The 15,615-nt window shown below is 61.3% G+C and carries 16 protein-coding genes; 8 read left to right on the top strand and 8 right to left on the bottom strand.

Features of this window, described 5'->3' with window-relative positions:
• Nucleotides 1-31 precede the first annotated feature (31 nt).
• Together Q1A71_RS12645 and Q1A71_RS12640 are read left to right on the top strand one after the other, a co-directional pair.
• Entirely contained in the window at nt 32-1,351 is a 1,320-nt protein-coding gene (locus tag Q1A71_RS12645) for a cytochrome P450 (RefSeq protein WP_299676434.1), read from the top strand.
• Nucleotides 1,352-1,507: 156 nt separating this feature from the next.
• Nucleotides 1,508-3,226, top strand: a complete 1,719-nt coding sequence (locus Q1A71_RS12640; protein ID WP_299676431.1) for a bifunctional sulfate adenylyltransferase/adenylylsulfate kinase — start codon at nt 1,508-1,510, stop codon at nt 3,224-3,226.
• A 57-nt stretch (nt 3,227-3,283) separates the two neighbouring features.
• Here the strand turns inward: Q1A71_RS12640 and Q1A71_RS12635 are convergent, their stop codons facing one another.
• The 3 genes from Q1A71_RS12635 to Q1A71_RS12625 all read right to left on the bottom strand — a co-directional run bounded on the left by Q1A71_RS12635 (nt 3,284) and on the right by Q1A71_RS12625 (nt 4,883).
• Nucleotides 3,284-4,165, bottom strand: a complete 882-nt coding sequence (locus Q1A71_RS12635) for a PhzF family phenazine biosynthesis protein (protein ID WP_299676428.1) — start codon at nt 4,163-4,165, stop codon at nt 3,284-3,286.
• 75 nt (nt 4,166-4,240) lie between these two features.
• Nucleotides 4,241-4,465, bottom strand: coding sequence for a DUF1150 family protein (locus tag Q1A71_RS12630; protein ID WP_299676425.1), 225 nt, complete (start codon nt 4,463-4,465; stop codon nt 4,241-4,243).
• Between the two features lie 4 nt (nt 4,466-4,469).
• Nucleotides 4,470-4,883: an Hsp20 family protein gene (locus Q1A71_RS12625; protein ID WP_299676422.1), complete on the bottom strand. Its 414-nt coding sequence runs from the start codon at nt 4,881-4,883 to the stop codon at nt 4,470-4,472.
• Nucleotides 4,884-5,042: 159 nt separating this feature from the next.
• On the opposite strand from Q1A71_RS12625, the gene Q1A71_RS12620 reads away from it, so the two are divergent.
• The 3 genes from Q1A71_RS12620 (at nt 5,043) to Q1A71_RS12610 (ending at nt 6,909) form a co-directional block, all read left to right on the top strand.
• On the top strand, nt 5,043-5,267 hold the full coding sequence (locus Q1A71_RS12620) for a DUF465 domain-containing protein (protein ID WP_299676419.1): 225 nt from the start codon (nt 5,043-5,045) through the stop codon (nt 5,265-5,267).
• Between the two features lie 81 nt (nt 5,268-5,348).
• Nucleotides 5,349-5,837, top strand: coding sequence for a 5-(carboxyamino)imidazole ribonucleotide mutase (gene purE / locus Q1A71_RS12615; protein WP_299676416.1), 489 nt, complete (start codon nt 5,349-5,351; stop codon nt 5,835-5,837).
• On the top strand, nt 5,830-6,909 hold the full coding sequence (locus Q1A71_RS12610) for a 5-(carboxyamino)imidazole ribonucleotide synthase (RefSeq protein WP_299676413.1): 1,080 nt from the start codon (nt 5,830-5,832) through the stop codon (nt 6,907-6,909). The genes purE and Q1A71_RS12610 overlap by 8 nt, the downstream gene beginning before the upstream one ends.
• Here the strand turns inward: Q1A71_RS12610 and Q1A71_RS12605 are convergent.
• Both Q1A71_RS12605 and Q1A71_RS12600 read right to left on the bottom strand, forming a co-directional pair.
• Nucleotides 6,906-8,051 carry an alpha-D-ribose 1-methylphosphonate 5-triphosphate diphosphatase gene (locus Q1A71_RS12605; protein ID WP_299676410.1) on the bottom strand — a complete coding sequence of 382 codons (1,146 nt, stop codon included), beginning with the start codon at nt 8,049-8,051 and terminating at the stop codon, nt 6,906-6,908. The two genes, Q1A71_RS12610 and Q1A71_RS12605, sit on opposite strands and share 4 nt — an antisense overlap.
• Nucleotides 8,038-8,829 (bottom strand): alpha/beta fold hydrolase, encoded by a 792-nt coding sequence (locus Q1A71_RS12600; protein WP_299676407.1) that lies wholly within the window; start codon nt 8,827-8,829, stop codon nt 8,038-8,040. Before Q1A71_RS12600 ends, Q1A71_RS12605 begins: the two co-directional genes overlap by 14 nt.
• Before the next feature lie 73 nt (nt 8,830-8,902).
• On the opposite strand from Q1A71_RS12600, the gene Q1A71_RS12595 reads away from it, so the two are divergent.
• On the top strand, nt 8,903-9,358 hold the full coding sequence (locus Q1A71_RS12595; protein ID WP_299676405.1) for an NUDIX domain-containing protein: 456 nt from the start codon (nt 8,903-8,905) through the stop codon (nt 9,356-9,358).
• Here Q1A71_RS12595 and Q1A71_RS12590 read toward each other — a convergent pair.
• Together Q1A71_RS12590 and Q1A71_RS12585 are read right to left on the bottom strand one after the other, a co-directional pair.
• The gene (locus Q1A71_RS12590) at nt 9,324-10,172 is read right to left on the bottom strand and encodes a DMT family transporter (RefSeq protein ID WP_299676402.1); all 849 of its coding nucleotides are present in this window, start codon (nt 10,170-10,172) and stop codon (nt 9,324-9,326) included. The genes Q1A71_RS12595 and Q1A71_RS12590 overlap by 35 nt on opposite strands.
• Nucleotides 10,173-10,476: 304 nt before the next feature.
• Nucleotides 10,477-11,211: an ATP-binding protein gene (locus tag Q1A71_RS12585; RefSeq protein WP_299676399.1), complete on the bottom strand. Its 735-nt coding sequence runs from the start codon at nt 11,209-11,211 to the stop codon at nt 10,477-10,479.
• A gap of 209 nt (nt 11,212-11,420) precedes the next feature.
• Between Q1A71_RS12585 and Q1A71_RS12580 the strand changes: the two genes are divergently transcribed.
• The gene (locus Q1A71_RS12580) at nt 11,421-13,397 is read left to right on the top strand and encodes an ATP-binding protein (RefSeq protein WP_299676396.1); all 1,977 of its coding nucleotides are present in this window, start codon (nt 11,421-11,423) and stop codon (nt 13,395-13,397) included.
• Complete coding sequence (locus Q1A71_RS12575; RefSeq protein ID WP_299676393.1) at nt 13,394-13,864, top strand: response regulator; 471 nt, start codon at nt 13,394-13,396, stop codon at nt 13,862-13,864. The genes Q1A71_RS12580 and Q1A71_RS12575 overlap by 4 nt, the downstream gene beginning before the upstream one ends.
• Nucleotides 13,865-13,946: 82 nt before the next feature.
• Here the strand turns inward: Q1A71_RS12575 and groL are convergent, their stop codons facing one another.
• A complete protein-coding gene (gene groL, locus Q1A71_RS12570; protein WP_299676367.1) occupies nt 13,947-15,590 on the bottom strand; it encodes a chaperonin GroEL in 1,644 nt (547 codons plus the stop codon).
• Nucleotides 15,591-15,615: the final 25 nt, after the last annotated feature.

The following is a 15,615-nucleotide window of genomic DNA, read 5'->3' as shown; positions in this document are numbered from 1 at the left end:
CGCGTTGCTTTTCCTGTCCACGAGGTCCCTCATGCCCACCAAAGCCGCGCTCGCGCATATCCCCGGTCCGCCTGCTCTCCCGGTGATCGGTCACACCCTGCAGATCGTGCGCGACAGCTACGGAACCCAACAGGACTACATCGCGCGGTATGGATCGGTCTATAAGACAAACATGCTTGGGGTTTGGCGCGTGAACCTGTGCGGCGCCGAGGCGATGGAGCGCGTGCTGCTGGACCGCGAGAACCTGTTTTCCTCCGAAGGCGGTTGGGATGCGCTGAAACGCATCTATCCCGGCGGGTTGCTGCTGCAGGATTTTGATCATCATCGCGCCAACCGTCGGATCATGCAGGCGGCCTTTCGCGCTTCAGCCATTCGCGATTACCGCCTGCGCATGACGGATGCGATGGGTGAGCTGCTCGACAGCTGGCCCGCGGACGCGCCCTTTGACTTCTATAAAGCGATCAAGGATCTGACCCTGCGCCTTGGCGGCGCGGTCTTCATGGGGTTGCCGCTGGACGGCGCGCTGGCGAAACAGGTCAACCGCGCGATCCAGGATGAGATTCGCGCCTCTCTAGCCGTGATCCGCTGGCCGATTCCCGGAACGCCGATGTGGCGGGGCGTACGTGGGCGCGACTTTCTGCGCGAGACCTTTCGTCAGATGATCCCGGAACGGCGGGCGACAGGTGGGGATGATTTCTTCTCTCAGATGTGTCTCGCCCGTGATGAAGAGGGCCGTGGCTGGGACGAAGATCAGATTCTCGACCAATTCAACCTGCTGATCATGGCCGCGCATGACACGACCGCAACGGCGCTATCGGTCATGATCGAAGCGCTCGCGTCCCACCCCGACTGGCAGGATCGGCTGATCAACGAGGTTGCCGGCCTGGGCGATGGCCCGCTCGACGGGGAGGCGCTGGCGACGATGACGCAGACCAACAACGTTTTCCGCGAAGCTCTGCGCCTTGTACCGCCGGTGCCCTTCATACCACGCCAAGCGACGCGTGATTTCACCTGGAAGGGCTATGACATCCCCGCCGGGACATCGCTGGCTCTGAACCCCGGTGTCACGATGCTGTCGCCCAAGCACTTCAGCAACCCTACCACCTTCGATCCGGACCGCTACGCCCCGGGACGGACGGAAGACAAGAGCCACAAGTTCGCCTGGACGCCCTTCGGCGGCGGCGCGCACAAATGTATCGGCATGCATTTCTCCACACTCCAGGTGAAGCTTTTCATCGCCACGCTGCTGCGGTCATATCGCGTTGAGCTCGCAGGTCCCGCGCCCGAGTGGCAGCGGATGCCCATCCCGAAACCGAAAGGCGGCTTGCCGATTACACTCCATCGGCTCTGAGTACTGCCGACCTTCGGCAGCCATTCAGCTTATCGACACAGGAATTGCGCAGGCTGGTCACACTCTGTGCTTGAAAGAGCCTTGCTTTACGCGTTAAAGGCCCAGCGGAAGGCATTTGGGGGGAATGCCGAAGCAATTTTGTAAGCGAGTAAATTGATGACCACTGCCAACCTCTCTCCGATTCCCGAACTCTACGTGTCCTACGATTCGGCCCAGAAGCTGAAAGCCGAAGCAGGCAATCTGATCAGTTGGGATCTGACCCCGCGCCAGATCTGCGATCTGGAATTGCTGATGAATGGCGGCTTTAGTCCGCTGAAAGGGTTCCTGTCTGAGACCGACTACAACGGTGTTGTCGAGAGCATGCGCCTGGCCGATGGCTCTCTTTGGCCCATGCCCATCACCCTCGATGTGGGCGAAGAGTTTGCCGACAAGCTGGAGATCGGCCAGGACATCGCGCTGCGCGACCAGGAGGGCGTGATCCTCGCCACCATGACGGTGACCGACCGCTGGGCGCCCGATAAAGCACGGGAGGCTGAAAAAGTCTTTGGTGCGGATGACGATGCACACCCGGCCGTGAACTACCTGCACAATCAGGCCGGTGCGATCTATCTCGGTGGCCCGGTAACCGGCATCCAACAACCGGTGCATTATGACTTCCGCGCGCGCCGCGATACTCCAAATGAGCTGCGCGCCTTCTTTCGCAAGGTGGGCTGGCGGCGCGTCGTTGCCTTCCAGACCCGAAACCCGCTGCACCGCGCCCACCAGGAGCTGACTTTCCGCGCGGCACGTGAAGCGCAGGCCAACCTGCTCATCCATCCGGTTGTGGGTATGACCAAGCCGGGCGATGTCGATCACTTCACTCGCGTGCGCTGCTATGAGGCGGTGCTGGACAAATACCCCGCCGCCACCACCTCCATGTCGCTGCTGAACCTGGCGATGCGTATGGCCGGCCCGCGCGAAGCGGTCTGGCACGGGTTGATCCGGAAGAACCATGGCTGCACGCACTTCATCGTGGGCCGCGACCACGCGGGCCCTGGCAAGAACTCCGCCGGTGAGGACTTCTATGGCCCTTACGATGCGCAGGACCTCTTCCGCGAGCATCAGGAGGAAATGGGTATCGAGATGGTGGACTTCAAACATATGGTTTGGGTCCAGGAGCGCGCGCAATACGAGCCTGCGGATGAGATCAAGGATAAGGATAAGGTCACCATCCTGAACATCTCGGGCACAGAGTTGCGGCGCCGTCTGGCCGAGGGCTTGGAGATCCCCGAGTGGTTCTCCTTCCCCGAGGTTGTGGCCGAGCTGCGCCGCACGCGCCCGCCGCGCAGCCAGCAGGGCTTTACCGTCTTCTTCACTGGCTTCTCCGGCTCAGGCAAATCCACTATCGCCAACGCGCTGATGGTCAAGCTGATGGAGATGGGCGGCCGTCCGGTCACGCTGCTGGATGGCGACATCGTGCGGAAGAACCTCAGCTCCGAGCTGGGCTTTTCGAAAGAGCACCGCGACCTGAACATCCGCCGCATCGGCTATGTCGCCAGTGAGATCACCAAGAACGGCGGCATCGCCATCTGCGCGCCCATCGCGCCATATGCCACCACGCGCCGCGCCGTGCGCGAGGACGTCGAAGCCTTCGGCGCCTTTGTCGAAGTCCACGTGGCAACCTCCATCGAGGAATGCGAGCGGCGCGACCGCAAGGGGCTCTATAAGCTTGCGCGGGAGGGTAAAATTAAGGAGTTCACCGGGATTTCGGACCCCTACGACGTGCCTCAGAACCCCGAGTTGAGTGTCGAGACCGAGAATGTCGATGTCGACAACTGCGCACATCAGGTTCTGCTGAAGCTTGAGAGTATGGGGCTGATCACCGGTCGCACGTGAACCGAAAGCCCGCCAATTTAAGGCCGCCGCTCACATAGAGCGGTGGCCCCCTTTATGTCAAAGGCGATCGGGCAAATGCACGGTCCCGGACATCACAACGGCCCCGTGTCCAGAGACTTCGACACCGGTGATCGCCTCTCGAGGGCCCAGCACATGGACCTGAGCCTGACCCGGCCGTCCCATACCATGGCCCTGCTCCGCAACAAAGTCCGGCCGATCAATCAGCCCGTGGCGCCAGAGATAGGATGCCATCGCGCCGGTGGCCGATCCGGTGAAGGCATCCTCCGGCGGGCTGGGCGGGGCAAGAAGGAGCCTGCCAAAGGTATCCCCGGCAGCGGTAGCACCCGGTCGGGTGACCCAGAACGGCTCCAGCATGCCGATGTCGGGCTGGCCAAGGTGCGTGCCCAGATCTGCAAGCGCCTGCAGATCGAGTTGCACGCGGTCTAGCGCCGCGCGGTCCTTCAGAACGGTAATCACGAACGGCAACCCGGTAGAGACCACCTGCGGCGGCGCGATAATGTCCGAGTCGGCCAGGCCACCGACCCGAGCAATGAGGCCAGCCGGGACTTCGGCTCCAAACTCCGGTGCGATCTGGGTCATTTTTACCTGCGTGCCCGCGACCTCGACCGGAACGATCCCAGCGGCCGTCTCAAGCGTGAGACGGCCATCCGAAATCAACCCGCGCGCCCGCATCGCCACAACCGTCGCAACGGTCGGATGACCCGCGAAGGGGATCTCCCGACTCGCCAGAAAATACCGAACCCGAACATCAGCCACATCAGAAGGACCGGTGAAGGTGCATTCCACAAGGGACGTCTCGCGCACGTAGGCCCTGCAGACGTCATACGGTACGACCGCGCCGCCATGAACGACGGCGCAACCATTGCCGCCGAAAGGCGTTTCAGAAAAGGCATCGACCCAATCGAATTCGAACGTCATGTTCAACCTCTGGCAGCACAAAAGGCCGCAGCGATCTGCGGCCTTGGGTCAATGCTTCATATCAGGCGAATGCAATCAATGCACCGCGACGGGTGCGTAATCATTTTGCCGGGCCAGCCGGAAAGCCAGATTTCGGTCCGCGACAAGAGCCAGTTGCTGACCATCGCTGTCATGCACAGCATATAGCTGATCAAGATCACCAGCCTGTGCCTGCACTTCCTGTGGCAGTTCCGTCACATCCACGGCTTTGACATAGACAATCCGTCTGTCGGCGGGTGTCATTTCGAACTGTTCGTGCATCTGCTCACCCCTTCTTGATGTTGATCGTCTGGACGACTGTCTGCGGTTTGGCGCGGCTCAGATCTACATGCAGCAGGCCGTTTTCCATAATCGCTTCGCCGACATCCACCCCGTCCGCGAGCACGAAGCTCCGCTGAAACTGACGCGCGGCGATGCCGCGGTGAAGGAAGACGCGGCCGTCGGTGTCCTCGGTCTGGCGCCCGCGGATCACCAATTGTCGGTCTTCCACGGTGATCGACAGATCGTCTTCGGCAAAACCGGCCACGGCCAGGGTAATGCGGTAGGAATAATCCGAGGTCTGTTCGATGTTGAAGGGCGGGTAGCCTTCGTTGCCGGATTTTGCGGTCCGCTCCAGCAAGCGTTCAAGCTGCTCAAACCCCAGCATATGGGGGTAGGAAGCCAGAGTCATTTTCGTCATGCGACACGTCCTCATCAGTCAAGCGACAGTCTATCGCAGGTCCCGTTGCGGCGGCCTGCCCTAGAAATATGGGTAGCAACGGCCCGGGGTGCAAGGGCTTTGCCACAGGTTGGTGAATGCTTATTATAGATGGCAAGTGATGAACGGAATCGTTGAGACATGAACGCCCCGACCGATCTGTCGATGAAAACCGACGAAGTTTTGCGTGTTGAGCTTGAGGTGTTCAAGCGCGAACACCGAGACCTCGATGAAGCCATTCAGGCACTGGCCGAGAAAGGCATGGGCGATCAGCTCACGCTGCAGCGATTGAAAAAACGCAAGCTGCGCCTCAAGGATTTGATCGCACAGATCGAAGATCGCCTCACCCCCGACATTATTGCCTGAGCCCGTCGCCAGCGCATTGCCCACAAGCCGCGTTTCACTATAGTGCCGCTTCCACACGTCGGGTCCAGGGGAGCCTCTGATATGACCACACCCATTGTCGGGATCATCATGGGCAGCCAGTCGGACTGGCCCACGCTGTCAGAAGCGGCCAGGCTGTTGGACGAGTTGGGCGTCGCCTATGAGACGCGGATCGTCTCGGCGCATCGCACGCCTGACCGGCTTTGGGACTACGGCCGAACGGCTGTCGAACGGGGGCTGCAGGTTATCATTGCAGGGGCCGGCGGCGCAGCCCACCTCCCCGGCATGATGGCATCGAAAACGCGCGTCCCGGTGATCGGCGTCCCTGTGCAGACCAAGGCGCTCTCCGGCGTCGACTCGTTGTATTCCATCGTGCAGATGCCGAAGGGCTATCCGGTCGCAACCATGGCAATCGGGGCCGCGGGCGCTGCCAATGCCGGCCTGATGGCCGCGGGCATTCTTGCCTTGTATGACGCCGATCTTGCCGCGCGTCTGGACAGATGGCGCGCGGCGCTCTCCGCCTCCATCCCCGAGGAGCCCAGCGATGACTGACCCTTTGCCGATGGGCGCGACCATCGGAATTCTCGGCGGTGGCCAGCTGGGGCGCATGCTGTCTGTTGCTGCGGCCCGGTTGGGCCTGAAAACACATATCTTCGAGCCGGGTGCGGAGCCGCCCGCGGGTCAGGTGGCACACAAGGTGACGAGAGCGGGCTATCACGATGACGCTGCGCTCACCGCGTTTGCGAAAAGCGTCGACGTGGTCACCTATGAGTTCGAGAACATCCCGACCGCCGCGCTCGACGTCATCGAAACGCGTGTGCCGATACGGCCCGGCCGGGAGGCTCTGCGTGTCAGCCAAGACCGGCTGACCGAAAAAACCTATCTGGAAGACCTCGGGCTCACCGTTGCCCCTTTCGCAGACGTGGCAGACCCCGCTGCGTTGAAGGCCGCTGTTGATCACATTGGCCTCCCTGCCATCTTGAAGACCCGACGCTTTGGCTATGATGGCAAGGGGCAGGCGCGGCTGACATCGTTGGACGACGTTGATCAGGCGTGGGCTGCGATGTCCGATCAACCGGCCATTCTTGAAGGGTTTGTCGGATTCACACGAGAGATCTCGGTCATCGCCGCGCGCAGCGCAAAGGGTGATGTCGCCTGTTTCGATCCGGGCGAAAACCTGCACAAGAACGGTATTCTGCACAGCACGACGGTGCCTGCGCGTCTCTCAGCGGCGCAGCGGACGGATGCGGTTTTGATTGCAGCAAAAGTGCTGAATGCGCTCGACTACATCGGCGTTCTCGGCGTCGAGCTCTTTGTCACAGATGCCGGCTTGGTGGTAAATGAGATCGCCCCGCGGGTACACAACTCCGGACATTGGACCCAGAACGGCTGCGCCGTCGATCAGTTCGAACAGCACATCCGCGCGGTAGCCGGCTGGCCGCTGGGAGATGGCACACGCTATGCTGATGTCACGATGGAGAACCTGATCGGGACCGATGTGGAGCGCGCGGACACCCTTGCACGCGAGACGGACACTGCGCTGCATCTCTACGGAAAGACAGAGGTCAAACCGGGGCGCAAGATGGGACACGTCAATCGGATCCGCAGATCCTCTGCCAGCTAGGTGGCGAAGAACCTGTCGGCGATGTCTCCGCTCAGATAGCTGAACCGCCCCGCAACCAGTGTCGCCGCCACGCGGTGCGTCCGCTCGTCGAGGATGACGAGATCGGCGCGGTACCCCGGTTTGATCTGGCCCCGATCTGTCAAACCCAGCACCGCTGCCGGGCCTTCCGAGATCAGACGCCAGCTTTCGGCAAAATCCGCCACCCCGCCTCTGGCGAGCATCAACGCGGCGCGCCGCGGGCTAGGGTAGTGGTAGTCCGAGGCCAGCGCGTCGCAGAGACCCATCGCAATCAGATCCAGCGCCGAGACATTGCCGTTGTGCGACCCACCCCGCACCACGTTGGGCGCCCCCAGCACGATCTTGTCGCCGGCGGACCGCGCCGCCTGTGCCGCATCCTGCGTTTCCGGGAACTCGGCGATGGCCACACCGCGGGCGTGCCAGCGACTGCGCTGCGCTTCGGTTGCATCGTCGTGGCTGCCCATGCGGACACCGCGCGCGGCCAGCCGGGAGCAGAGCGCGTCGAGCGCGTCGGGCACCTGATCTCGCCCGGCGTGTAAGCGCTGCATCAGAGCAAAGTGATCCTCCGGACTGCGACCTGCCTTCAGGGCTTGTCCGACCATACGCGGAGGTTTGCGGCCCTCAGCAAGGCGCGCATGCGGCAGATGGTCGTTGAAGACCACATAGTCGACGCCCCAGGCCGCGATCCGGTCCGGCAAGCTGTCGTAGAGGTCGAGTTGATGGGTCTCAAACCGGAGTTGTGCGCGCAGATCAGTGACCAGTCCGGGGGCCGTGTCGCGGATTGCCTGAAAGACCTGATCTGCGAACTCCAGCCCGCGCAGCCCCCCCTCCCAGCTGACGAATTGCGCCAGAACCGCCGTCGTAATGCCGTTGGCGGCCAGCTCTGCTTCGGCCGCCACCAGCCCCTCGGCCATCTGCTTCATCGCGCCACGGCGCGGGGCCAGATGCCGCTCAAACGCATCGCCATGCAGATCCACGATGCCGGGCAGCAGCAGATACCCCGGCAGCGCAACGGTCTTGCACGCGAGATGGTCCACAATCCGCCCGCCGCTGATCGCGAGATCACACTCGGCAAGCCCATCTGGCCCGAGCACCTGCGCGCCCTGAAACCTAAGGTCGACCAATCATTTCCCCCACCCGCGGGACGCAATTTCCATTCGGGCATCCAAGCTGGGACAAGACCGCATCAAACCATGTGAGAGAACGGTCGAAGCGCCCTGTATTCAGGAAGGCCACGGTTTGCGCAATAACCCGTGGATTGTTCATCATGAACGTATGGGTCACCGGCAGAACGATATGATCGTTCATACCCGACACACGCGTCGAGGCGACCGAGACCTTGCCATCGTCCCGTCCCGGGATCAGAGACGAGAAATATGGGTTCAGGGACTGATCACCGGCGATGACACCAAGATCAAACGACACCGGCGGCAGGCTGCGTGGCAGATCTTCGTCACCTGTGCCGAGTTGCGCGCCCGCCGGCCCGCTGATCCAGTCGAATGCGTCGATATCATCGAGGGCATCCACGACCTCACTGCCCTGATTGGGTGGCGCGAGCATGACCACGCGACCGATCCGGTCCGGCGCGTTGTCGGCCACCCATTGCCGCAACAGGATACCGCCCATCGAATGGGTCACGAAGTCCACGCGTCCGCGCGGCCCACACCCGGCGATTGCCCGGGGCACGACCTGGGCCGCCAGTTCGCCCACCGGCGCCTCGGTAGAGGGATAGCCAGGCCGTACAACGGTATAATCCTCGGCGTTCAGAGCGGCCTCCATGAGCGCAAACGAGAACTCGGTGCGCGCAAGACCATGCAGAAGCACGGCACAGCGTGCATCCGCTGCTGTCGCGGCGATGGCCAGCGCAAAGGTGGCCAGCAATAGTCTGAGAGCTCTGGTCATATCCACGGAGATAGTGGCATTGTCCCGATGACAAAAGGCTAACGTCACGCGCATTGTGGAAAACATCGGATTTATGGGCAAGCATGCTGTTCGTCTGGCCACACGGGCCGTTATCGTGCACGATGGGCGGCTGCTGCTCGTCAACGCCTGGGCCAATGGCCAAAGCCGGTTGCTATGCGCCCCGGGTGGAGGCATTATGCCGGGCACCTCTCTGCCCGACAATCTTGTCCGCGAAGTGCATGAGGAAACAGGGCTGACGATCACCGTCGGCGCGCCTTGTCTGGTCAACGAGTTTCACGACCCACGCACAGGGTTTCACCAGGTCGACCTTTTCTTTCGCTGCAGCATCGTCGGCTCGGCGGAGATTTCAGAGACCTGGCAGGACCCTGAACGGATCGTCACACAGCATGTCTGGGCCGGTGAGACGGATATCCCACACCTGTGGGTAAAGCCGGACAGCCTCGCCCGCGTCGCCTTCTCGGCAGAGACACCGGCTATCTACGACGCGTTTGAAGAGATCGTGAAGTAATCGCAAGTGCGATTCCACAAACCACAAGCGCTGCAGCAAGGACAACGATCAGGCTCAGTGTTTCGCCCAGAAGGACGGCGCCCGCAACCAGCGCGATGATCGGCACGCTGAGCTGGACAATCGGTGCGAGGTTCTGCGGCAGACGAGGCAGAACCGAATACCACAACGCATAGCCCAGCCCCGAGGTCACCCCTCCGCACAGCACCGCCAGCGCCCAGCCGGTGAGGGTTGTGTTTACAGTGAATGCCAGCAGAACCACCGACACGATTGGTAGGCACAGGATAAAATTGGCAGTGGTCGCTGCGAGCGGGTCGACTTCTGCCCGGCCCGAGATTGTGTAGGCAGCCCAGCCCAGACCTGCGATGGTCATGAAGGCCGCGCCCGGCAGGTCGGCCTGACCGCCCGGCCCAGGCCAAAGCGCGAGCATCAGACCGACAAAAGCGAGGCTCGCGCCAAAGATCTGTCGCAAAGTGGGGCGCGCGCCGGTGATCGTCGCGTGGCCGAACATCGACATTTGGACGACACCGAAGAGAATGAGCGCCCCAAGGCCTGCGTCCAGTGTCAGGTAAGCCAGCGAAAACCCGGCCATGTAGATGGCAAGGCTGATGGCTCCGATGGCGCGGCTGCGATGAAAGAGACGCATTTGGCTGCGCCGCGCGCTCATGATGATGCCAAGTGTCACCGCGCCGGCCAGGACCCGGATGATGGCAAAGCTGTTGGGGTCGATGAACGCGCCGTCCACTGCCAGCCGGGTCAGAAGGGAATTCGCCGCAAAGGCGATCATCGTGAAGCTGGTCAGCAGAAAGAGGCGCATTGCGGCGCAATAGCTTGTCTGGTCGGGCCAGCCAAGAGCGGTTGAACGGCAATTTTTCTTCGGTTCCGGCCCTTAAGCCAGTTTCGACAGTGTGTGACCAGCAGCCTCAGCCCCTCGGCCAACCCACCTGCATACGGGCACGGCTGCGTTTGTCAGAGCCGTCGCGGCGTTTTCGAGTGTTGACGACGGCCATGCGCCTCACCACCAGGCAGGGAACTGAGGGCACCCTCACTAAACCACAGACGCCTCGAGCCCTCGCGCGTTTGCCGCCTCACTGGCTTTCATGCTGCAAATCAGTGGCCTCTTACGCTGGCCAGCGGACCTCAAAGGTGCTTCCCCGCTCCCCGTCTTTGGCACGAAGCATGACGTTGCCCCCGTATAGCTGCGCGATCTTGCGTGTGATCGCGAGGCCCATGCCGCTGCCCTCTACTTCGTCCCGGGGGCGGAGCGTGGTCATTGCACCGAAGATCCGCTCGTGGAACTCTGAGCGAATGCCGGGCCCATTGTCCGTGACCGACAGAACAATATCATCGGCCTCGCGCGCGCAGCGCACCATGATCTTTCCAAAACTGCGATCATGATGTTTGATCGCATTCGAAATCAGCGCTGTGAGCAACGTCAGAATATCCCGCTCCCCCAGGGTAACCCGGTCACAGGGCAACTCGTGTTCGACAGTGAAACCCGCGGGCAGACCGATCTCGTCCAGCACGTCTTTCAGGGCCTGATGCACGTCCACATCGACAACGGATTGCATGCGCCCGACGCGGGAAAAGGTCAAAAGGTCCACCAACATGCGATCGAGCCGTCCGGTGTGACGGTTCATCAGATCGATGCTCTCCGCAACTGATCCCTCCAACCGAACCCCGGCAACGGTCAGGTCTTCCTCGATCCATTGGGGGAGTTCGATCAGCGCGCGGACCGAGTTCCGGACGTCATGGCTGATCAGATAGATGAAATCCTCAAAATCGTTTGAGCCCGGCGCAGCAGAGGGCGCACCGGCGGACCCAGTGTCGTTGATCGCAAGAGGATTTGCCGTCATGCCGAGAGCTCCTGTTCGTATGCAGTTGGGCGATTCTAGCGGCAGCGGTTGAAGACAGCGTTAAGATTGGTGGCCACGCGAGCCGGATGTGCAACACCCACGTACCCGCACTAACGGTTTGGACGGCGCAGGCGCGCAGAACGATGAAACTTTTCCGTCAAAGTGTTGCGTTTAAGGGCGGCTTAATCCTTACGGCCTAAATGAGGCGCGTGGACACACCAAAGCACTCTGTTCCGGCCAAACGCGGCCTATTCTCAGGCATCGTCGCCCGCCTCCGATTGCTTCTGCTGGCGGTTGGCGCGGTCACCGTGGCGGCCTGCTTTGCCGGGTTCACACAACTGCGAGAGATCTCTTCCGCACATCTGACGTTGACGAACGGCGCCTTGCCAACGCTGATCCAGGCCCAATCGGTAGAGCGGGAGTTGAACGACATCGTTCGGGCGCTGGATCGCAGCGACCAAACGGAACGACCCGGAACAGCCGCAGAGATAGAGCGCGATCTGATCACGCGGATTGACGCCTTCCGGACGCAGCTCGCGACGGTCTTGCAAATGCAGGGTGGTGACATATCAGCGACGCAGTTGAAAACCGAAGTGGATAGGCTGCGGACGTCTGTTGAGAACAGTTTTGATCGGCGACAGAGGCTGTCGTTGGCCGAGCAGCGGATCGCTGATCTGCAGCGGGACCTGAACCGCGTCAGTACCGAATTGCGGGGAGTGCTGCTGTCCTTCCGCGAAGAGACGGCACAACAAATCGAAAGTCGTATACTCAAGGCGCACCCAAGCGACAGCATAGGATCAGGGCACACATATGGGCCGGTCTCTGATCTTTTTGCGGCATCACGTGTTCCGGACAGGCTCGCCGGCGATGTTGACACAATCGCGGGCCTCGTCCGGATTGCGGAAAGCGTGGGATCTTCACAAGAATTCACCGAGACCCGCCGCGGCCTGGACGCGGCGTTCAACCGCGCTGCCGGTACGCTTTCAACCCTCGACCCCGGTTTGCAAAGCACCGAATTGACGGATCTGTTTTCACAACTGAACGACCTGACCTTCGGAGACCGCGGCCTGATCGCCATGGCCGACGCCCAAATTGCGCTGCGGAACGAGCATCTTGCCGAGCAGCAAACGCAGCGAGCCATAGTTACTGCGCTCTCTCTCGGCATCGACGATCTGATGTCGAACGCGAGAGAGGCGGTCGCGGAACGGTCGTTGGGGCTGGATGCGGCGACCCGGTCCCTGTCGATCAGCCTGATAATTTGCCTGTTTCTCGCCGCGAGCATCACTCTGATTGGAAACACGATCATTCTTGAACAGCAGATCAACCGCCGCATGGGCCGGCTCAACGAGACAGTTTCAGCCATTGCGGACGGCAATATCGATCATCCCATCAACATCGATGGGCCAGACGAACTGGGCGACATCGCCCGCGCGCTGCATGTCTTCAAGCAGAACGCAGAAGAGCTGAGACGCTCGAATATCGATCTGGAACGCTTCGCCTATGTCGCCGCGCATGACCTGCGCGCTCCGCTCAGAGCCGTGCAGGACTTGACCGAATGGACCCTGGAGGACGAAGAGAACGTTCTCAGCGAGGAGAGCCGCTCTTATCTTTCAATGATGCAGAATCGAACCCAAAGGCTTGATCGGCTGTTGATTGATCTTCTGGACTATGCCCGCGCCGGCCAGGAGCAGCAGGGCCTCGTGGACGTCGATCTGGAGCAGTTGGTTGAGCAAGTCACGCAATTGCTGGCGCCGCCGCCCGGTTTTGCCGTGAAATTTACGGGGCCAGTATTGACCGTGCGCACCTACAGAACGCCGTTGCGGCAAATTCTGATCAACCTGATCTCCAACGCCATCAAACACCATGATCGCGCGCGCGGCCATATCACGATATCGGCGTCGTTGGAGAACGACCGGCTCGCAATTCAAGTGACCGACGACGGCCCTGGCATTCCGGTGCCGTACCAAGATCGAATCTACGAGCTTTTCCAGACGCTGAAGCCGCGCGATGAGGTGGAAGGCAGCGGTCTTGGGTTGGCGATCATTCGCAAGATCCTGGACCGCTACAGATGTGATCTGATGTTGGACTCAAACCCCGATCTTGGGCGGGGCGCCACCTTCAGCTTTGATTTTCCGACGGAGCAAAGCCTTGGCGCTCTGACCCACCCTCACGCGGATGCCGCATGATCCTTCGAAACAAAACAGTGAGCCAGATGGAACAGAACAGCACCAAAGAAGCGACCTTCCTGCTGGTCGACGATGACGATATCAGCATCATGGCGATGAAACGCGCGCTGAAAAAGCTTAAGATCGTGAACCGGGTGCGCGTCGCAAAAGACGGTCAAGACGCACTTGAGATCCTCAACGACGCAGCGGAGGCCGCGGAGGGGCGGCTGCCGCCCTTCATCGTCACGCTGGATCTGAACATGCCGCGCATGAACGGGCTGGAATTTCTCGAAGCGGTCCGCGCCGATCCTCGGCTGCACCGGCTGGTGGTCTTTGTCTTCACGACGTCCGACATGCCAGACGATATCCAATCAGCCTACAGCCGAAACGTCGCGGGCTATCTGGTGAAGGACAACCCGAGGGAGACCTTCGCCCGGGCGCTGGATATGCTGGAGAGCTACTCCCGTATCGTGGAGCTCCCGGCCTGAGGCCCCTGCGCAAGCCGACGCCAAAAAGAAAAAGGGGCGCCCCGGGTGGTGCGCCCCTCTCGTCTTGCCGAAATGGCTGAGCTTACATCATGCCGCCCATGCCGCCCATGTCGGGCATGCCGCCACCGGCAGCTGCGCCTTCTTTTGCAGGCTTGTCAGCCACCATGGCTTCGGTGGTGATCAGCAGGCCCGCAATGGAAGCCGCGTCCTGCAATGCAGTGCGCACCACTTTGGCCGGGTCGATCACGCCGAAGGCGAACATGTCCCCGTACTCTTCGGTTTGCGCGTTGAAGCCGAACTTCAGATCGTCGCTTTCGCGAATCTTGCCAGCCACAACCGAACCGTCAACGCCCGCGTTCTCGGCGATCTGACGCAGCGGGGACTCCAGTGCCTTGCGAACAATGCCGATGCCGACGTTCTGGTCGTTGTTGGCACCTTTGAGATCATCGAGCGACTTGCCCGCCTGAACCAGCGCCACGCCACCGCCGACGACGATGCCTTCCTGCACCGCGGCCCGGGTTGCGTTCAGCGCATCGTCCACGCGGTCTTTGCGCTCTTTCACTTCGACCTCGGTCATGCCGCCCACGCGGATCACGGCAACACCGCCGGCCAGTTTGGCCACGCGCTCTTGCAGCTTCTCACGGTCGTAGTCGGAGGTGGTCTCTTCGATCTGTGTGCGGATCTGCGAGACACGCGCTTCGATCTCGGCTTTCTCGCCAGCGCCGTCAACGATGGTGGTCTCGTCCTTCGTGATCTGCACTTTCTTGGCCGAGCCCAGCATGTCCATGGTCACGGACTCGAGCTTCATGCCCAGATCTTCGGAGATCACCTGGCCGCCGGTCAGGATCGCGAGGTCCTGCAGCATCGCTTTGCGGCGGTCACCGAAGCCCGGCGCCTTAACAGCTGCAATTTTCAGACCACCGCGCAGCTTGTTGACCACGAGGGTGGCCAGCGCTTCGCCTTCCACGTCTTCCGCGACGATCAGCAGCGGCTTTTGTGACTGAATGACTTGCTCGAGCAGCGGCACCATCGGCTGCAGGGACGAGAGCTTCTTCTCGTGCAACAGAATGATGGCGTCTTCCAGCTCGACAGTCATCTTGTCGGAGTTCGTCACGAAGTAGGGGCTGAGGTAGCCGCGGTCGAACTGCATGCCTTCGACGACGTCGGTCTCTGTTTCGAGGCCCTTGTTCTCCTCGACGGTGATCACACCCTCGTTGCCGACCTTCTGCATCGCATCCGCGATTTGCTGGCCGATTTCGGCTTCGCCGTTGGCGGAGATGGTGCCGACCTGCGCAACCTCTGCGCTGTCACTCACTTCGCGCGAGGCGGATTTGATCGCTTCAACCACTTTGGCGGTGGCCAGATCGATACCGCGCTTGAGGTCCATCGGGTTCATGCCTGCGGCGACCGACTTCATGCCTTCTTTCACGATGGCCTGAGCCAGTACCGTCGCTGTGGTGGTGCCGTCACCCGCTTCGTCATTGGTGCGCTGCGCCACTTCCTTGACCATTTGCGCGCCCATGTTCTCGAACTTGTCTTCCAGTTCGATCTCCTTCGCCACGGACACACCGTCCTTGGTGATGCGCGGCGCGCCGAAGGATTTGTCGAGCACGACGTTGCGGCCCTTGGGGCCGAGGGTGACCTTGACCGCATCTGCCAGGATGTTCACACCCTTCATCATGCGGTTGCGGGCATCGGTATCAAACTTTACGTCTTTTGCAGACATGTTTGTCTCTCCGTAATTTCAGTGG

This window comes from uncultured Roseobacter sp. (genome assembly GCF_947493125.1).
In the GTDB taxonomy this organism is placed as follows: Bacteria; Pseudomonadota; Alphaproteobacteria; order Rhodobacterales; family Rhodobacteraceae; genus Roseobacter.
This window is presented reverse-complemented; position numbering and strand designations above follow the sequence as displayed.

What these genes read in the sequence shown, in the direction of transcription:
- Q1A71_RS12645 (WP_299676434.1), top strand. Translation starts at nt 32, where the DNA reads ATGCCCACCAAAGCCGCGCTCGCGCATATCCCCGGTCCGCCTGCTCTC.
- Q1A71_RS12585 (WP_299676399.1), bottom strand. Translation starts at nt 11,211, where the DNA reads ATGACGGCAAATCCTCTTGCGATCAACGACACTGGGTCCGCCGGTGCG.
- Q1A71_RS12600 (WP_299676407.1), bottom strand. Translation starts at nt 8,829, where the DNA reads ATGACCAGAGCTCTCAGACTATTGCTGGCCACCTTTGCGCTGGCCATC.
- Q1A71_RS12595 (WP_299676405.1), top strand. Translation starts at nt 8,903, where the DNA reads ATGGGCAAGCATGCTGTTCGTCTGGCCACACGGGCCGTTATCGTGCAC.
- Q1A71_RS12625 (WP_299676422.1), bottom strand. Translation starts at nt 4,883, where the DNA reads ATGACGAAAATGACTCTGGCTTCCTACCCCCATATGCTGGGGTTTGAG.
- Q1A71_RS12620 (WP_299676419.1), top strand. Translation starts at nt 5,043, where the DNA reads ATGAACGCCCCGACCGATCTGTCGATGAAAACCGACGAAGTTTTGCGT.
- Q1A71_RS12575 (WP_299676393.1), top strand. Translation starts at nt 13,394, where the DNA reads ATGATCCTTCGAAACAAAACAGTGAGCCAGATGGAACAGAACAGCACC.
- Q1A71_RS12630 (WP_299676425.1), bottom strand. Translation starts at nt 4,465, where the DNA reads ATGCACGAACAGTTCGAAATGACACCCGCCGACAGACGGATTGTCTAT.
- Q1A71_RS12610 (WP_299676413.1), top strand. Translation starts at nt 5,830, where the DNA reads ATGACTGACCCTTTGCCGATGGGCGCGACCATCGGAATTCTCGGCGGT.
- groL (WP_299676367.1), bottom strand. Translation starts at nt 15,590, where the DNA reads ATGTCTGCAAAAGACGTAAAGTTTGATACCGATGCCCGCAACCGCATG.
- purE (WP_299676416.1), top strand. Translation starts at nt 5,349, where the DNA reads ATGACCACACCCATTGTCGGGATCATCATGGGCAGCCAGTCGGACTGG.
- Q1A71_RS12590 (WP_299676402.1), bottom strand. Translation starts at nt 10,172, where the DNA reads ATGCGCCTCTTTCTGCTGACCAGCTTCACGATGATCGCCTTTGCGGCG.
- Q1A71_RS12640 (WP_299676431.1), top strand. Translation starts at nt 1,508, where the DNA reads ATGACCACTGCCAACCTCTCTCCGATTCCCGAACTCTACGTGTCCTAC.
- Q1A71_RS12635 (WP_299676428.1), bottom strand. Translation starts at nt 4,165, where the DNA reads ATGACGTTCGAATTCGATTGGGTCGATGCCTTTTCTGAAACGCCTTTC.